Source organism: Kluyvera sp. 1366 (genome assembly GCF_054823405.1).
The window spans coordinates 50,961-66,148 of the sequence record NZ_JBTRDW010000002.1; the positions used below are offsets into that span (position 1 = coordinate 50,961).

The window sequence follows — 15,188 nt, forward strand, 5'->3', positions numbered from 1 at the left end:
GTAATAACCTGAGGTGCCCGGCGCCATTCGGGGCAGGAGATGCTATGTTTGGATTCTTGAAAAAGGGCTCTGATAATAAGAGCCAGGATTCACAGGAAATAGATCTTCAGGCTGAAACCATCAGCGGGAAAATAAGCGAACTGGAAAAACAGTTGGCCAATAATCCGCAGGCGACAGACACGCAAAAACAATTAATGCTGGAATATAATCGTGCATTAAATATCTTTGCCAAAAGTCGACACTATCGTCAGGAAATTGATCCGTTGTTTGTCAAAATTGATGAACTGCGTAACACCATTCGCAAATCGTTTTAAGGAGGCAGTATGAGTATTAAACAGCTGCTGCAGGAGGCAAGTGCGATTCAGGTGGGGATCAGCGCCAGGGATTGGCGCGAAGTGATCGCGCTGGCGGCGCTGCCGCTGGTGAACGGCGGTTACATCAAAGCCAGTTACCCGGAAGCGGTGATCGCTAACACGCTGGAGCATGGCGCCTATTACGTGTTTGAGGAGGGCATCGCCATTCCCCATGCGCGGCCGGAGACCGGCGTGCTGAAAGATTGTTTCAGCATGATTGTGCTGGATGAGCCGATCTCATTCGACGGCAGTGACAAAGCCGACATCGTGATTATGTTCGGTGCGCGTGACAGCAACGCGCACATTGAAGAGGGCATCCGCGCGATTGTTACGCTGCTGGAGGATGAGGAGACGCTGGTGCGCTTGCGCAACGCCAGCAGTGCCGCGGAGGTGATAGAAATCCTATGACAACCGACACTGAAGAGAAAATTGTCGTGCTGGTGAATGGCATTCCGGCTTCCGGCAAAAGCACGCTAACGCGCGCGCTGGCCGAGCAGTTCGGCTTTCCGGTGCTGACGCTGGATAGCCTGAAAGAGCCGTTTATGGCCAGCTTTGCGCCGGTGGATCGCCTGCGCAATCGCCAGTTAGGTTGTGCGGCGTATCAGGCGATCTGGCAAGTGGTGGCGCAAGCGCCGACGCGTTGTATCTATGTCATCGATGCCTGGTTTGGCTTCCAGCCGAAAGAGGTGCTGCAGCAGGGATTGCAGCAGGCGGGCGTGATGCGGGTGCTGGAGCTGTGGCTGGCGATCACGCCGGATGAGGCGGTAGCGCGTTATCAGGCTCGTTTAACCGATCGCATGCCGGGACATCCGGGCGCGGAGTATCTGCCAGAACTGCGCAAGTTAGCAGAAACCGCCCAGCCGATGGCGCTGGGTCCGGTGTTGCAGCTTAACGCACGCAATCCGGATCAGGCGGCAGCCTGCGCCTGGTTACAGCGTCAACTGCGGCTGCCGATCAGCGCTCAACCGGCTTTATCGGCCTCGGGCTAAATAATGTCGGCAGCAGGCTGAACGCACATCAGCCCTGTGGCCGACAGCACCATCGCATGATTCGTCAATGCATCTTCTCCTGCCTGAACCAGGCTTTGTGATTACGCTCACAGAGGAAAGCACGATGAATATCGATTTACACGGAAAAACAGCCTTAGTTACCGCATCAACTGGCGGTATCGGTTTTGCCATTGCACAAGGTCTGGCGGCCAGCGGCGCGGAAGTGGTGCTGAACGGGCGCAGCGAAGCATCGGTGAGTCGTGCGCGGGAGAAGCTTAACGGCGTAGTGGCGGGGGCCAAAATTCACACCTTTATCGCCGATCTCGGCAGTGCACAGGGCGTTAAGCAACTGCTTAACGGCTTGCCGCCGATCGATATTCTGGTGAATAACGCCGGGATTTACGGTCCGCAGGATTTCTATCAGGTGGATGACGAAACCTGGGATGCCTATTGGCAAACCAACGTGATGTCCGGCGTGCGTCTGTCGCGGGCTTTATTGCCGGAGATGGTGCAGCGTGGTTGGGGCCGCGTGGTGTTTATCTCCTCTGAATCAGCCTTGAACATTCCCGCCGATATGCTGCATTACGGCGTGAGCAAAACGGCGCAGCTGTCGCTGGCGCGCGGTCTGGCGAAAGTGGTGGCGGGCAGCGGCGTGACGGTAAACAGCGTGTTGCCCGGCCCAACGCTCTCTGATGGCTTTGCCGCGATGATGGAAGATGAGGTGAAGCGCACCGGTAAGGCGCTGGAAGAGCTGGCGAAAGAGTTTGTGATGGCGCAGCGGCCAGGTTCGGTGATCCAGCGCGCCGCCACGGTGGAAGAGGTGGCGAATATGGTGGTGTATGTTTGCTCGAAACAGGCGTCGGCGACGTCCGGTGCCGCGCTGCGCGTCGATGGTGGCGTGGTGGATGATATTGTTTAACGCCGTGTAACGATCAAATTTTGATGGCCGCAATCATCGTAGCGGCGCCATTTATTGCGTCGTGTTTAGGTGGGTAATATGCCTTCGTTGAGATGCGCGATAAATCGCGCCGCTACGATGCAGGATCTGGGTTGAACACCACAAAGACAAAAGTTTACACAGCAATGCTTGGTGTTTCTGCTGCAGATGCTTAAAATGTCCGCACTTTTCTCTGAGGCTGCGGCATGACGATATCGCTATCACGCGCAAAATGGATTCTGGCACTGGTTTGTCTGGTGCTGGCGTTTTGTCTCGTCCAGCGCAGCTTCAATTTGCCTTCCGCACCTTTAGCGCAGGTCAGCGCGTCCGCGCACACCAACAGCAGTGATGATGCCAGCGCCAGCGAAAAACCCTGTGCGCTAAGCGCCAAATCGCTGAGTGCCGCCGCGCCAATCCTTGATACCGCATTGCCTTTCCTGCTGTTGCTGCTGGCACTGATCGCCACTTTCACACAAACTACCACTTGCGTCGGCTATCGCCGCGCACCGCTGTTTCCGCCTCTGCGACGGCGGCATCTGACCTTTTGCGTCTTCCGGGAATAACACCTGCGCGTTACATCGCGTAAACCCTGTTATTCACTGGAGAATTCACATGACTGTATTGATCAGGAGCCTGCTGCTCCTGCTGGCGAGCTGCGCAATCACTGCGCAGGCGGCAGACACCGGCTGGCTGCGCAATGCGCAAAACAGCCACGCCGAAGTGCGCTTGCGCAGCGCCAGCCACAACGATAATCAGCAACTGCTGCTGGATATTCGCCTGCAACCCGGCTGGAAAACCTACTGGCGCACGCCTGGCGAAGGCGGCGTTGCGCCGGAAATCCGCTGGCAAACCCCGGCGGTCAAGGCGCAATGGTTCTGGCCCGCGCCCGAGCGTTTTGACGTCAGCGGCTTGACCACGCAAGGCTATAAAGGCGATATCACGCTGCCGATCGAGCTGGCGAAACTGTCGAGCCAGCAACTTGTGGGAACGCTGACGCTCTCAACCTGTAGCGATGTTTGCATCCTCACCGACTTCCCGATCAGCCTCGATCTGACCCAGCCCGCAGACGCCGATTTTGCCCGCGATTTCGCCGAGGCGATGGGGCGCATCCCGGCGGCTAGCGGCTTAACCGATCAACTCCACGCCAGCTTTGTAAATGGCGAATTGCAGATCCGCGCACAGCGTCAGGGCGGCTGGCAACAACCTGAACTGTTCTTCGATTATCCGCCGGGCAGCATGCTGGCGGCACCGACGATCCGTGTGAATGGCGACACGCTCAGCGCGCGCGTAGCGGTCACCGATGAATGGGGCGAAGCGGCACCGGATCTGCGCGGCAAAACGCTGTCGCTGGTAGTTGCGGATGCTGGCATTGCGCAGCAAAGCGCGATAAATATCGGCGCGGAAACGCTGGTGTCCGGCGATGCGGCGCAAACCTTATGGTCGGTGTTGCTGCTGGCGCTGCTCGGCGGCTTGATCCTCAACCTGATGCCGTGTGTGTTGCCGGTGCTGGCGATCAAGCTCAGCAGCCTGGTGCAGCAGCAAGGGCAAACGCAGCGTCAGACGCGCCAGCAGTTTCTCGCCTCTAGCGCTGGAATCATTTTCTCCTTCCTGCTATTGGCGCTGCTGATGACGGGACTGCGACTCAGCGGTCAGGCGCTGGGCTGGGGCATTCAGTTCCAGAGCAGCGGCTTCCTGCTGGTGATGGTGCTGGTGATGTTCCTGTTTAGCGCCAGCCTGTTTGATCTGCTGCATTTCCGCTTGCCGTCGGGTTTGAATACCAAACTGGCGACGCAGGGCGGCGACGGCTTGCTCGGCCACTTCGGCCAGGGCGCGTTTGCCACCTTGCTGGCCACGCCGTGCAGCGCGCCGTTTCTCGGTACGGCGGTGGCTTATGCGCTGACGGCACCGCTGCCGCAGCTATGGCTGCTGTTTGTCGCGCTCGGCGTCGGCATGAGTTTGCCATGGTTGCTGGTGGCGGCGTTACCGGGCATGGCGCGCTGCCTGCCGCGTCCGGGGCGCTGGATGCTGCATCTGCGCAGCGTGCTCGGCCTGTTGATGCTGCTCGCCACCTTCTGGCTGGTGACGTTGCTGGTGCCGCATTGGGGCAGCACCTTCGCGCTGGTGCTGGCGGGCGTGTTACTCGTGGTGTTGTGTGGCTGGCTGGTGAAACGTCGCGCGCTGCAGCAGGCGGGCGTGGTGTTTATCACCCTGACGCTGGCCGGAGCGCTGCTCCTGATGACGCGTGTCACGCCGGAAGAGGAGACGCTGCACTGGCAGCCGTTGACCGAAGCGGCGATCCATCAGGCACTCGAGCAGAATAAACGGGTGTTTGTCGATGTCACCGCCGACTGGTGCATCACCTGTAAAGTGAATAAATCCCGCGTGTTAAATCAACCCGATGTGCGTGCTGCGCTCAAAGCCGATGACGTGGTGCTGCTGCGCGGCGACTGGACGCAGCCCGATCCGGCCATTGGTGAATTCCTGCGCCGCCGCGACCGCGTGGCGATCCCTTTCAACCAAATTTATGGCCCGGCACTGCCGCAAGGCCAGATTTTGTCACCGCTGCTGAGTCGTGAAGCGGTGATCTCTACTCTCTCTGAGGCGAAAAAATAATGAAGAAATCCCTGTTACTGCCACTGATGTTCCTTGCCATGCCTGCACTGGCGGCCGCGCCTTTTACGCCTGAGCAGGAGGCGCGCATCAAAGAACTGATCCGTGAAACCCTGGTGCAGAATCCGTCGATTCTGGCGGAAGCCGCCGATGCCTTTGATAAAGAAGCAGCGCAACAGCAGCAAAACGTGGTGGCGCAGATGGTGAAGAAAAACCACGATGCGCTGTTCAACGACGCCGGTTCACCGCGCATTGGCGCTGAAAAACCGGCGCTGACGCTGGTCTATTTCACCGATTACAACTGCGTGTTCTGCAAGAAGTTTGAAGCCGATATCGAAAAACTGATTAAGGCTTATCCGCAGGTAGCGGTGGTGATCAAACCGCTGCCGTACCGTGCTGAAACCTCTCTCACCTCGGCGCGTCTGGCGCTAACCGTGTGGGAGCAACAGCCGAAAAACTTCCTGAAGCTGCATGAGCGTTTGATGGCGAAAAAGGGCAATCACGATAACGCCAGCATCGACGCGGCGCTGGAGAAAACCGGCATCAAGCTGAAAGAGCCAAGCAAAGTGAGCCTCGATACCATCAACAGCAACTTGACGCTGGCGCAGCAGCTCGGCGTTCAGGGCACGCCAGCCACGCTGGTGGGCGACCAGATGATCAGCGGCGCGGTGCCGTATGAGCAGCTGGAAGCGGCAGTGAAAGGCGCGCTGCAGGCGAAGCAATGAGTCGATTAAAGCGCTGGCTGCGTGAGGCGCTGCTACTGGTGCTGATTGTCGCGGCAGCGCTGTGGGGCATGGATTGGCTGCGGGCACCGCAGCTGCCTGCCGACCTGGCGCAACAACCGCTGACCTCGCTGCAAGGCGAGGTGAATCTGGCGGAACTCAGTCAGCATCGGCCACTGCTGGTGTACGTCTGGGCAACCTGGTGCGGCGTGTGCAAACTCACCACGCCAACCGTAGCGGCGATGAGTCAGGAAGGTGACAAGGTGGTGAGCGTGGCGCTGCGTTCCGGCAGTGACGCGCGCGTGGCTACCTGGCTGGAGAAAAAAGGGCTGCAAGGCGTGGCGATCAATGATGAGAGCGGGGCGATCGGCCAGCGCTGGGATATCAACGCCACGCCGACCTTTATCGTGCTGCATCAGGGCAAAGTCATCAGCACCAGCAGCGGCTGGACCAGCGGTTGGGGGCTGAAACTGCGACTTTGGTGGGCTTCCCGCTAATCGTTCTGGCGGCACGTTACGGTGCCGCCAGAAAATCCTCGCGTTGTGGCGTAAAGGTATCCAACAGTACGCCCGCTTCCAGACACACGCAGCCGTGCACAATATTCGGCGCTTTATACAGCGTATCGCCGGCGCTGACTTCTTTTGTCACGCCATCAATGGTGAAGGCAAAACGTCCGGACAGCACATAGGTGAGCTGCTCATGCGGATGGTGATGCAGCGGACCGACAGCACCCTGCTCAAAGGTGACTTCCACCGCCATCAGGGTGCCGCCGTGCGCCAGTATTCGGCGCGTTACGCCGTTGCCTAAATCGTCCAGTCGGGTTGCGCTTTTAAAGATAAACATGATTTCTCCTTGCAGGTTGCATCGTCAATATGTGACTTAACTCACAGTCAAAAAGGCATTTAAAGGCTGCATTTTAACGTTCTTTGATTAAAATGAAACGGTGTTTCAATTTAATCTGAGGATGGATCATGAAAATCGCTTTGATGATGGAAAACAGCCAGGCTGCGAAGAACGCAACGGTGTTGAAAGAGCTTCAGTCTGTGGCGCAACCGCTCGGGCATCAGGTGTTTAACGTCGGTATGAGCGACGAACAGGATCACCATCTTACCTATATTCACCTCGGCATCATGGCCAACGTACTGCTTAACAGCAAAGCGGTGGACTTCGTGGTAGCCGGTTGCGGCACCGGCCAGGGCGCGTTGATGTCGCTGAACCTGCATCCCGGCGTGGTGTGCGGCTACTGCATCGATCCGGCGGATGCCTACCTGTTTGCGCAAATCAACAACGGCAATGCGCTGTCGCTGCCGTTCGCCAAAGGTTTCGGCTGGGGCGCGGAACTAAACCTGCGCTTTATCTTCGAAAAAGCCTTTACCGGTGAAAAAGGGCACGGCTACCCGCCAGAGCGCAAAGAGCCGCAGGTGCGTAATGCGGGCATTCTGAACGAAGTGAAAGCGGCGCTGCTGAAAGAGAATTACCTCGATTCACTGCGCGCCATCGATCCTGAGCTGGTGAAGACCGCCGTGAGCGGCCCGCGCCTGCAGCATTGCCTGTTTGAACATGGGCAGAATCAGGAGATCGTGGGTTTTGTGCGTGAACTGACGCAGTAATTCCCCCATGATGTTCGTAGGGTGCGCATTTATGCGCACCTGGTAAAGTGGTCACCATGAATGGCGACCCTACGCTAAAATCCCGTTATCCTGCCGGCTCGCATCCACCAGCATCTGCGTATACGCCACCTGCGCGCGATTGTGCACCAGCGCATCGACATCCAGCGTCTCCAGCACTTTGCCGTGTTGCATCACCGCCACGCGATGGCACAGATGCGCCACCACGCCGAGATCGTGCGTCACCATCAAGTAGGTCAGCTTCTCCTGCTGCTGCAGATCACTAAGCAGATTGAGGATCTCGGCTTGCACCGAGACATCCAGCGCCGAGGTCGGTTCATCCAATAGCAATACGCGCGGTTCGAGAATCAGCGCGCGGGCGATGGCAACGCGCTGGCGCTGACCGCCAGAAAGTTGGTGCGGATAGCGGGTTTGCCACGCGCGATTGAGGCCAACTTTCTCCAGCATGGCGATAACGCGCTGCTGACGCTGGCCGATGCCGTGAATCTGCAGCGGCTCCTCGAGAATATCGCCGATGGTGTGGCGTGGATGCAGCGATCCGTACGGATCCTGAAACACCATCTGCACGCTGCGGCAGCGCTCGCGTGCGATACGATGCGCCAGCGGCACGCCATCAATCGCCAGCTCGCCGTGCCAGTGGGTGAACAGCCCGGCGAGGCACTTCAGCACCGTGGTTTTGCCCGATCCGGATTCGCCAACCAGGCCAAAGATTTCACCCTGATGAATCGACAAATTGACGTCGAACAGCACCTGATTACGTCGCTCCTCCTCACCAAAACTGAGGTTGAGATTACTTACGCGGATCATCTCGTTCATCATTGCTCCTTAGGGTTGCAGCCAGCTGGCCTGACGTTGCAGCACCGGCAGACGCGCTCGACGCTGATCCATATCGGGCAGTGCAGCGAGGAGGCCTTGCGTATAGGGATGCTGCGCCTGAGCGAGTTCGCTGGCCGCCAGCGACTCCACCACGCGCCCGGCATACATCACCAGCACGCGGTCACAGAAACGCCGCACCAGATTGATGTCGTGACTGATAAAAATCAGCCCCAGACCGCGCTGTTTCACTAAATCATCCAGCAGCGCCAGCACCTGCAAACGCACCGAAACATCCAGCGCCGAAGTGGGTTCGTCGGCAATCAGCAGCTCAGGCTCGGTAATCAGCATCATGGCGATCATCACGCGCTGGCCCTGACCACCGGAAATTTCATGCGGATAACATTGATAGATGCGGCCCGGATCGCGCACCTGCACCACGTCGAGCATCTCCATTGCCCGCTGCCGCGCAACCTCGCGCTGGCCGGGATGATGACTGCGCCAGGCTTCAGCAATCTGCTCACCCACGCGCACCACCGGATTCAGCGAATATTTCGGATCCTGCATAATCATGGAGATGCGCTTGCCGCGAATGGCGCGCATCTGCGCCGGCGTGGCACGCAGCAGGTCCACGTCACCAAACTGCATGCGCTGTGCCGTGACCTGCGCGCTGCGCGGATGCAGCTGTAACAGCGCGCGGCCAACGGTGGATTTGCCGGAACCGGATTCACCCACAATCGCCAGTTTCTCCTTGCCCAACTGGAAGGAGATACCGCGCACGGCGGGCGTCACCAGCCGGCCATTGACGAAATTGACCTGTAAATCCTGCACGTCGAGCAACGGTGCAGCGCTATTCGCTGCGGGGATCGAGGATGTCACGTAAGCCATCTCCTAAGAAGTTGAACGCTAAGCTGTTGATCAGAATCGCCAGACCTGGCACCGTCACCACCCACCAACACTCCAGCATGTATGTGCGGCCGCTGGCGATCATCGCGCCCCATTCCGGATCCGGCGGCTGCGCGCCCAAACCGAGAAAACCTAGTCCGGCAGCGGTGAGAATGATGCCCGCCATATTCATGGTGATGCGGATAATCACCGAAGGCAGGCACAGCGGCACAATGTGTTTCCACAAAATGCGCAGTGACGAGGCGCCCTGTAAGCGCACCGCGGAGACAAAGTCGGCCTGACGCAGCGACAGTGCTTCAGCGCGCGCCAGGCGGGCAATCGGCGGCCAGGCGGTGAGCGTAATGGCGATCACCACATGCTCCAGCCCCGGACCGAGCGCGGCGACAAACGCCAGCGCCAGCACCAGGCTAGGAAAGGAGATGAAGATGTCGGTGACGCGCATCAACACGCTATCCACTTTGCCGCCGAAGTAACCGGCGGTGACGCCGAGCAGCAAGCCCAGCGGACCCACGGTGATCGACACCAGCAGCACGATATACAGCGTGATGCGCGCGCCCCACACCAGACGGCTGAAAATGTCGCGGCCAAATTCATCGGTGCCAAACCAGTGCTGCGCGTTGGGCGGCGTCAGCGCGTTGTTGAGATCCTGAATCAGCGGATGGTAGGGCGCGATCCAGGGTGCGAACAGCGCCACCACCAGCAGCAGCAAAATGATGCCGCCGCCAATTGCGGTTAGCGGGTTGCGCGCCATTTGCCCGAGAAAATGGCCGATGCGCGCGCCGGTGCGGCGACAGCGCGCCAGCCGTTCGCGCGTCTGGCTGGCTAACGGCGTATCGAGAGAAATCGTCATACTTTGGTCCTCGGATCGAACACCTGATAGAGCAGGTCAGAGAGAAGATTGAGCAGCACGAAAATCAGGCCGACCACCAGCACGCAGCCCATCACCGCATTCATATCGCCGAGCATCAAACTGCCGGTGAGATAGGAACCAAAACCGGGCCATGAGAACACGGTTTCAATCAGCACCGCGCCTTCCAGCAGCGAGCCGTACGCCAGCGCCACCACCGTGAGCAGCTGCACCAGAATATTGCGGAACGCGTGCTGCCAAATCACCTGCCATTCGCTGAGTCCTTTCACCCGCGCCGTCAAAATGAACTCCTGCGACAGTTGCGCCAGCATAAAGCTGCGCGTCATGCGGCTGATGTAAGCCAGCGAGTGAAAGCCGAGCAGGGAGGCAGGCAGAATCAGATGATTAAGTGCATTGCTGAACACCGTGAAGTCGCCCACCAGCAAGGCATCGATCAGCAGAAAACCGGTGCGACGCGGCACAATGCCATCGAGACTGAAATCAACACGGCCCGCGCCGCCGACCCAGCCGAGATGGGCATAAAACAACAGCAGACCCACCATGCCCACCCAGAAAATCGGCGTGGAGTAACCCGCCAGGCTGATGATGCGCACCAGATAGTCAATCACGCTGTTGCGGCGTGCGGCGGCCCACACGCCCAGCGGGACGCCGAGGCCGGTACCAATCGCAATGGCCAGCGTCGCCAGTTCTACCGTGGCCGGGAAGACGCGCAGGATATCGTTGATCACCGGCTGCCCGGTCAGTAGCGCCAGCCCGAGGTTGCCGTGCAGCAGGCCTTGCAGATAGATACCAAACTGCACCCACAGCGGTTTATCGAAGCCGAGTTGGTGATAAACCTGCTGATACGTATTGTGATCGGCATCCGGTCCGACAATCGCCAGCACCGGATCGAGCGGCATCACGCGACCAATAAAGAAGGTCAGCAACAGCAGGCCAAACAGCGTGATCGCCACCTGAACGGTGCGGCTACGCAGGCGCCGCCAGTGGCTTTTTGTCAGCTTCATTGCGCACCTCCCGCCAGGCTGTCTGGCGTTTTCCATACGTCACGCAGGAAAGTGGTGGCCGACGGATGCGGCACGTAATCCTGCACCCGATTATTCACCACCACCGAATCGGTCATTTGCGAGATCGGCATCAGCGCCGGAATCAGCTGGTCGTAGCGCTGCTGGATAGCGAAGTAATCCTGCTGCTGCTGTTTTACATCGCGCTCCAGCAGCGCTTTATCGATCATGCTGTTCAGCTGCGCGTCATAAAAACCGGTGCGCCAGCCCTGAAAATTGGTGAGGCGCGCGCTGTCGGCGTTGTTGGGGTTGTACACCAGCGCGCGCAGGCTGGAGTGCGGATGCGGCTCCACGCCGCTGCCGCCGCGCCCGACCAGCAGATTGAACTGACGATCGCGCATCGCACCGTAGATCTGGTTACCGGTGCCGGTAATGATTTTGGCGCGAATGCCGCCCTGCATCAGCGTGGACTGAATCGCGATGGCGACATTGAGGAACGGCTGATCGGCCAGCACGCGCAGCGTGGTATCAAACCCGTTGGGATAACCGGCGGCGGCCAGCAAGGCTTTGGCGCGCGGCACATCCAGCTTGTAGCCAGGATCGGGCAGCGTTGCCGGCATGCCGGCTTGAATTGGCCGCTGATGCAGCGTGCCGTAACCGGCCATCAGCGTTTTGTTAATCCCCTGATAATCCACCAGATAACGCAGCGCTTCGCGTACCTGCGGATGGGCGAAGTGATCGTCCTTCATGCTCATCGCCAGGTAATAAATCGTGCCTTTTTGTACCGCGTCGATGGTGAGGTCGGGATCGTGGCGCAGCGCTTTTACATCGGGGATCGCCATGTTGCTGGCAATATCGAGGTCGCCTTTCTCCATCATCAGACGCAAGGTTTGCGACTCCTGCAGATGACGGAACACCACACGCGTCAGCTTCGGCGCACCGCGCCAGTAGTGGGCATCGCGGCTGATGCGCAGCACATCTTTGGCCTGCCACACATCCAGGCGGAACGGTCCGGAACCCGCTTCGTGGGTGGTGAGCCAGCGATTGCCCCAGTCGTTATTCACCGCCTGCGCCTGCACGGTTTTACTGTCGAGTACCACCATGCTGCCGAGCGCCGCCAGCGAATAGAGCACCAGCTTGGGATCGTTAGGCTTGGGCAGGCGAATCACTACCGTGTGCGCATCCGGCGCGCTGATCATCTGATCCACGTTCTCTTTGCTGAAACCGTAAGATTTCCATACCGAGGCCTGTGCCAGATTCAGGTGCAGCACGCGACGCATCGACCAGATTACATCGGCGCTGCTCAACGGATTGCCGGAGTGGAAGGTAACATTGTCACGCAGATGAAAGGTGAGTTGACGATTGTCGGGGCTGATCTCCCAGCGCTCCGCCAGCGCCGGGCGCACGTTGGTGAGCTGTTGCGGATCTAACTCGACTAAACCGTCATAGAGATTGACGACAATGCCGACCACTTCGTTGCCGGTCATGGCGGCGGGATCGAGCGTGAGCAGGTTATTCATGTTCATGCCCACAATCAGCTGGTCGTCTGGCGTGGCCGCCAGCATCGATGGGCTACAGGTGAGCAGCAGCAGCGCGGCGCACCACGCTCTGCAGGGGTTCATCAGGTTCATAAGCAAAGTCCAGCAGGTCAGAGGTTTATCGTTTTTATGCCGTACTGCTTGTGTTGGGCGCTTACCAGCGATTTAGCGTGTGTGTCTCAATCCACGCGAAATTGATGTCCTCCCCAAGTCCGGGACGCGTTGGCAGATGGACAAAACCCTCTGCGTCCATGGGATCGACCAGCGCGTTGAGATAGGCCGGCGGCTGTTCGTAATCGAGGAACGGATGCAGTAGACCGCGTTCGTACCAGCGGCAGTTGCGGATAGCGCCGACCACCGCGATGCTGGCGGCACCGTTGCCGTGTACTTCGCAATCCATACCAAAGGCTTCGGCCAGGCTGGCGACCTTCATGGTGGCTGAGATGCCGCCGACGCCGTTAGCGCCAGCGCGTAGAATGTCGCAGGCACCAGCGCGCACCCAATCGGCGCGGCTGTGGTGTTTGCCGCCGAGACTTTCCGGGCCGAGCACGTCAATGCTGAGGTTTTCCGCCAGCCACGCGTATGACGCCATGCTTTCCTCTTCCATCGGCTCTTCGAACCAGGCGAAATTGAGTTTTTCCAGCGCTTTGCCGATGGAGAGCGCCTCGCTGCGGCTGTACCAGTGATAGCCGTCGAGCATCAGGGCGATGTCCGGGCCGACCGCTTCGCGCACCGCGGCGCAGGCTTTGATGTCCATTAGGGTGCTGGGCGCGAACGAAACCGGCGGCATCCAGGTGTGCAGTTTGATGGCCTGATAACCGCGCGCGACCAGTTTTTCGGCAAACTGCGCGTATTCATCGGGCGTGGATAAACCGCCTTCCAGCTCATCGCCGCACATGGTGCTGCCGTAAGCGGGAATTTTCTCGCGATAACCGCCAAGCAGTTTGTGGACCGGTTGTTTGAGCTTGCGACCAATCAAATCCCACAGCGCCTGTTCCACCGCCGATAACGCGCGTTCGGTGAGCTGATGGGCGCTACCGCGCTGCCAGTGCACCAGATCCTGCCACAGACGCTCGCGATCAAAGGCATTTTGCCCAATCAGCACTTTGCGGAAGAAGGCGTTCACCACGTGCGGACGAATCACTTCGGCGGGGGCAAACGCGTAGCCGCAATCGCCATCTTCGCTGGTGATGGTCAGCAGCGCCATTTGGGCATCGGTCTCTGCACCGGGATGCGAATGTCCGGCGCTGTCAGAGACGCGCCGCGTGGGGTAGCTAAACAGGGTGACATCAATGGCACTGATCTTCACGGTAACTCCTCCTTCAACTCAGTGGCTTGCCCAACTGGGTATTAACATAAAAAATAAAACGTCGTTTCATTTTGTAATTTAGCGTTCACATTTTGTTTACGCATTAGCCAAAGCGCGGGATAGCGCGGCGATTAATTGGGCATTTGCCCGGTAAGCTGTGAGGTTTTTCACGAATGAAGGGCATTTTGTGAGCGATTGCACAGTGGGAAAAAGCGCGGGGAATGTAAAAAAATGTGTCTCCGGGGCTTTTCATTTGCTGTCAGCCAGGTAATAGTGACGCCGCGAAATTTAAATAATAATCATTATCATTCTAGGTGTAATAAATGAAATCATGGCTGATAGCACTGGGATTACTGGCGGTGGCGGGGCACGCTGCGGCTAAAACCATTACCGATGTGGCTGGACGACAGGTCGAGGTCAAGGAGGAGTCTAAACGCATCATTCTCGGCGAAGGGCGTCAGATGTACTTGCTGGCGGCGTTTGACACCGCTGCGCCGTTCCAGCGCGTGGTGGGCTGGCGTGACGATTTCCATAAAGCCGACTACGACGGCTATATGGCGTATGAAAAGAAATATCCGCAGATCAAAAAGCTGCCGACCTTTGGTGGCGCCAAAGATGGCACCTTTAACGTCGAACAGGCGCTGACGCTGAAGCCCGATTTGGTGCTGATGAACCTCGAATCCAAAGCCGCGACCGACGAAGGCAAGCTGATCGAGAAGTTACAAGCGGTGGGCGTGCCGGTGGTGTTTATCGACTTCCGCGAGAAGCCGATGGAACATGCTGAGCAAAGCATCCGCATCATGGGCGAGTTGGTGAACAATCCGCAGCGCGCCGAAGAGATTGTGGCGTTCCGCCGTGCGCAAATCGAAAAGGTAACCGATCGCCTGAAAAACTTTAACGGCACGCGCCCGAAAGTGATGATTGATCGTGCTGGCGGCTACAGCGACGAGTGCTGCATGTCGTTCGGTAACGAGAACTTTGGTCAGATGGTAGAACTGGCGGGCGGCAGCAACATCGCCAAAGCGTTGATTCCAGGCACGTTCGGCACACTCAATCCCGAGCAGATCATCGCCAGCCGTCCCGATGTGGTGGTGGTGACAGGCGCGAACTGGAAAAACTACAACACCGTGGGTAAATGGGTTGGCGTGGGGCCCGGTGCGGATGTGAAAGAAGCGACGGCGCGTTTACGCCTGCTAATGATGCGTGATGCCTTCAAAACACTGCCGGTGGCGCACAACGGTAACGCGCATGCCATCTGGCATCAGTTCTACGACAGCCCGTATCAGTTTGTCGCGATTCAGGCGCTGGCGAAGTGGCTGCATCCTGAATTGTTTGCCGATCTCGATCCGGACGCCACGTTCCGTGAGTTTCATGAAAAGTTTCTGCCCTTGCCTTATCAACCGGGTTATTGGGTAAGCCTGCCGGCAGATAAGTCTTAAGTTAGAGTGTGTTAGATAAGTGTTAAACGTTACTGTTTATCTTTACTAATATTTCACAGGTGGCTGCACGTTGTT

Annotated in this window: 17 protein-coding genes; 10 read left to right on the top strand and 7 right to left on the bottom strand. The window is 58.3% G+C overall.

Annotation, left to right across the window (positions count from 1 at the left end):
• Positions 1-44 precede the first annotated feature (44 nt).
• The 8 genes from ACVLVH_RS03780 to ACVLVH_RS03815 all read left to right on the top strand — a co-directional run bounded on the left by ACVLVH_RS03780 (position 45) and on the right by ACVLVH_RS03815 (position 6,108).
• Entirely contained in the window at positions 45-314 is a 270-nt protein-coding gene (locus ACVLVH_RS03780; RefSeq protein WP_222210468.1) for a hypothetical protein, read from the top strand.
• A 9-nt stretch (positions 315-323) separates the two neighbouring features.
• Entirely contained in the window at positions 324-761 is a 438-nt protein-coding gene (locus tag ACVLVH_RS03785; protein ID WP_091003163.1) for a PTS sugar transporter subunit IIA, read from the top strand.
• Positions 758-1,342 (top strand): P-loop nucleotide/nucleoside kinase family protein, encoded by a 585-nt coding sequence (locus ACVLVH_RS03790; RefSeq protein WP_498948790.1) that lies wholly within the window; start codon positions 758-760, stop codon positions 1,340-1,342. Before ACVLVH_RS03785 ends, ACVLVH_RS03790 begins: the two co-directional genes overlap by 4 nt.
• A gap of 124 nt (positions 1,343-1,466) precedes the next feature.
• The gene (locus ACVLVH_RS03795) at positions 1,467-2,261 is read left to right on the top strand and encodes an SDR family NAD(P)-dependent oxidoreductase (protein WP_498948791.1); all 795 of its coding nucleotides are present in this window, start codon (positions 1,467-1,469) and stop codon (positions 2,259-2,261) included.
• A gap of 224 nt (positions 2,262-2,485) precedes the next feature.
• Positions 2,486-2,842, top strand: a complete 357-nt coding sequence (locus ACVLVH_RS03800) for a hypothetical protein (RefSeq protein ID WP_498948793.1) — start codon at positions 2,486-2,488, stop codon at positions 2,840-2,842.
• Positions 2,843-2,891: 49 nt separating this feature from the next.
• A complete protein-coding gene (locus ACVLVH_RS03805; RefSeq protein WP_498948795.1) occupies positions 2,892-4,892 on the top strand; it encodes a protein-disulfide reductase DsbD family protein in 2,001 nt (666 codons plus the stop codon).
• Positions 4,892-5,614, top strand: a complete 723-nt coding sequence (locus ACVLVH_RS03810) for a DsbA family protein (protein ID WP_110866094.1) — start codon at positions 4,892-4,894, stop codon at positions 5,612-5,614. The genes ACVLVH_RS03805 and ACVLVH_RS03810 overlap by 1 nt, the downstream gene beginning before the upstream one ends.
• Positions 5,611-6,108, top strand: a complete 498-nt coding sequence (locus tag ACVLVH_RS03815; RefSeq protein ID WP_137385736.1) for a protein disulfide oxidoreductase — start codon at positions 5,611-5,613, stop codon at positions 6,106-6,108. Before ACVLVH_RS03810 ends, ACVLVH_RS03815 begins: the two co-directional genes overlap by 4 nt.
• Positions 6,109-6,124: 16 nt before the next feature.
• Here ACVLVH_RS03815 and ACVLVH_RS03820 read toward each other — a convergent pair whose 3' ends face one another.
• A complete protein-coding gene (locus ACVLVH_RS03820; protein WP_217546719.1) occupies positions 6,125-6,454 on the bottom strand; it encodes a cupin domain-containing protein in 330 nt (109 codons plus the stop codon).
• Positions 6,455-6,582: 128 nt separating this feature from the next.
• Between ACVLVH_RS03820 and ACVLVH_RS03825 the strand changes: the two genes are divergently transcribed.
• A complete protein-coding gene (locus ACVLVH_RS03825; RefSeq protein ID WP_008110061.1) occupies positions 6,583-7,221 on the top strand; it encodes an RpiB/LacA/LacB family sugar-phosphate isomerase in 639 nt (212 codons plus the stop codon).
• 69 nt (positions 7,222-7,290) lie between these two features.
• Here ACVLVH_RS03825 and ACVLVH_RS03830 read toward each other — a convergent pair whose 3' ends face one another.
• The 6 genes from ACVLVH_RS03830 to ACVLVH_RS03855 all read right to left on the bottom strand — a co-directional run bounded on the left by ACVLVH_RS03830 (position 7,291) and on the right by ACVLVH_RS03855 (position 13,674).
• Entirely contained in the window at positions 7,291-8,046 is a 756-nt protein-coding gene (locus ACVLVH_RS03830; protein ID WP_498949046.1) for an ABC transporter ATP-binding protein, read from the bottom strand.
• Positions 8,047-8,064: 18 nt separating this feature from the next.
• Positions 8,065-8,931: an ABC transporter ATP-binding protein gene (locus ACVLVH_RS03835; RefSeq protein WP_354466068.1), complete on the bottom strand. Its 867-nt coding sequence runs from the start codon at positions 8,929-8,931 to the stop codon at positions 8,065-8,067.
• On the bottom strand, positions 8,903-9,808 hold the full coding sequence (locus ACVLVH_RS03840; protein ID WP_101764467.1) for an ABC transporter permease: 906 nt from the start codon (positions 9,806-9,808) through the stop codon (positions 8,903-8,905). Before ACVLVH_RS03840 ends, ACVLVH_RS03835 begins: the two co-directional genes overlap by 29 nt.
• Positions 9,805-10,830 carry an ABC transporter permease gene (locus ACVLVH_RS03845; RefSeq protein ID WP_498948796.1) on the bottom strand — a complete coding sequence of 342 codons (1,026 nt, stop codon included), beginning with the start codon at positions 10,828-10,830 and terminating at the stop codon, positions 9,805-9,807. Before ACVLVH_RS03845 ends, ACVLVH_RS03840 begins: the two co-directional genes overlap by 4 nt.
• A complete protein-coding gene (locus tag ACVLVH_RS03850) occupies positions 10,827-12,458 on the bottom strand; it encodes an ABC transporter substrate-binding protein (protein WP_498948797.1) in 1,632 nt (543 codons plus the stop codon). The genes ACVLVH_RS03845 and ACVLVH_RS03850 overlap by 4 nt, the downstream gene beginning before the upstream one ends.
• A 61-nt stretch (positions 12,459-12,519) precedes the next feature.
• Entirely contained in the window at positions 12,520-13,674 is a 1,155-nt protein-coding gene (locus ACVLVH_RS03855) for a mandelate racemase family protein (RefSeq protein WP_498948799.1), read from the bottom strand.
• A 323-nt stretch (positions 13,675-13,997) separates the two neighbouring features.
• On the opposite strand from ACVLVH_RS03855, the gene ACVLVH_RS03860 reads away from it, so the two are divergent.
• A complete protein-coding gene (locus ACVLVH_RS03860) occupies positions 13,998-15,113 on the top strand; it encodes an ABC transporter substrate-binding protein (RefSeq protein WP_192233767.1) in 1,116 nt (371 codons plus the stop codon).
• The last annotated feature ends 75 nt before the right edge of the window (positions 15,114-15,188 follow it).

What these genes read in the sequence shown, in the direction of transcription:
- ACVLVH_RS03780 (WP_222210468.1), top strand. Translation starts at nt 45, where the DNA reads ATGTTTGGATTCTTGAAAAAGGGCTCTGATAATAAGAGCCAGGATTCA.
- ACVLVH_RS03785 (WP_091003163.1), top strand. Translation starts at nt 324, where the DNA reads ATGAGTATTAAACAGCTGCTGCAGGAGGCAAGTGCGATTCAGGTGGGG.
- ACVLVH_RS03830 (WP_498949046.1), bottom strand. Translation starts at nt 8,046, where the DNA reads ATGATCCGCGTAAGTAATCTCAACCTCAGTTTTGGTGAGGAGGAGCGA.
- ACVLVH_RS03845 (WP_498948796.1), bottom strand. Translation starts at nt 10,830, where the DNA reads ATGAAGCTGACAAAAAGCCACTGGCGGCGCCTGCGTAGCCGCACCGTT.
- ACVLVH_RS03805 (WP_498948795.1), top strand. Translation starts at nt 2,892, where the DNA reads ATGACTGTATTGATCAGGAGCCTGCTGCTCCTGCTGGCGAGCTGCGCA.
- ACVLVH_RS03825 (WP_008110061.1), top strand. Translation starts at nt 6,583, where the DNA reads ATGAAAATCGCTTTGATGATGGAAAACAGCCAGGCTGCGAAGAACGCA.
- ACVLVH_RS03790 (WP_498948790.1), top strand. Translation starts at nt 758, where the DNA reads ATGACAACCGACACTGAAGAGAAAATTGTCGTGCTGGTGAATGGCATT.
- ACVLVH_RS03800 (WP_498948793.1), top strand. Translation starts at nt 2,486, where the DNA reads ATGACGATATCGCTATCACGCGCAAAATGGATTCTGGCACTGGTTTGT.
- ACVLVH_RS03815 (WP_137385736.1), top strand. Translation starts at nt 5,611, where the DNA reads ATGAGTCGATTAAAGCGCTGGCTGCGTGAGGCGCTGCTACTGGTGCTG.
- ACVLVH_RS03810 (WP_110866094.1), top strand. Translation starts at nt 4,892, where the DNA reads ATGAAGAAATCCCTGTTACTGCCACTGATGTTCCTTGCCATGCCTGCA.
- ACVLVH_RS03820 (WP_217546719.1), bottom strand. Translation starts at nt 6,454, where the DNA reads ATGTTTATCTTTAAAAGCGCAACCCGACTGGACGATTTAGGCAACGGC.
- ACVLVH_RS03840 (WP_101764467.1), bottom strand. Translation starts at nt 9,808, where the DNA reads ATGACGATTTCTCTCGATACGCCGTTAGCCAGCCAGACGCGCGAACGG.
- ACVLVH_RS03795 (WP_498948791.1), top strand. Translation starts at nt 1,467, where the DNA reads ATGAATATCGATTTACACGGAAAAACAGCCTTAGTTACCGCATCAACT.
- ACVLVH_RS03860 (WP_192233767.1), top strand. Translation starts at nt 13,998, where the DNA reads ATGAAATCATGGCTGATAGCACTGGGATTACTGGCGGTGGCGGGGCAC.
- ACVLVH_RS03850 (WP_498948797.1), bottom strand. Translation starts at nt 12,458, where the DNA reads ATGAACCTGATGAACCCCTGCAGAGCGTGGTGCGCCGCGCTGCTGCTG.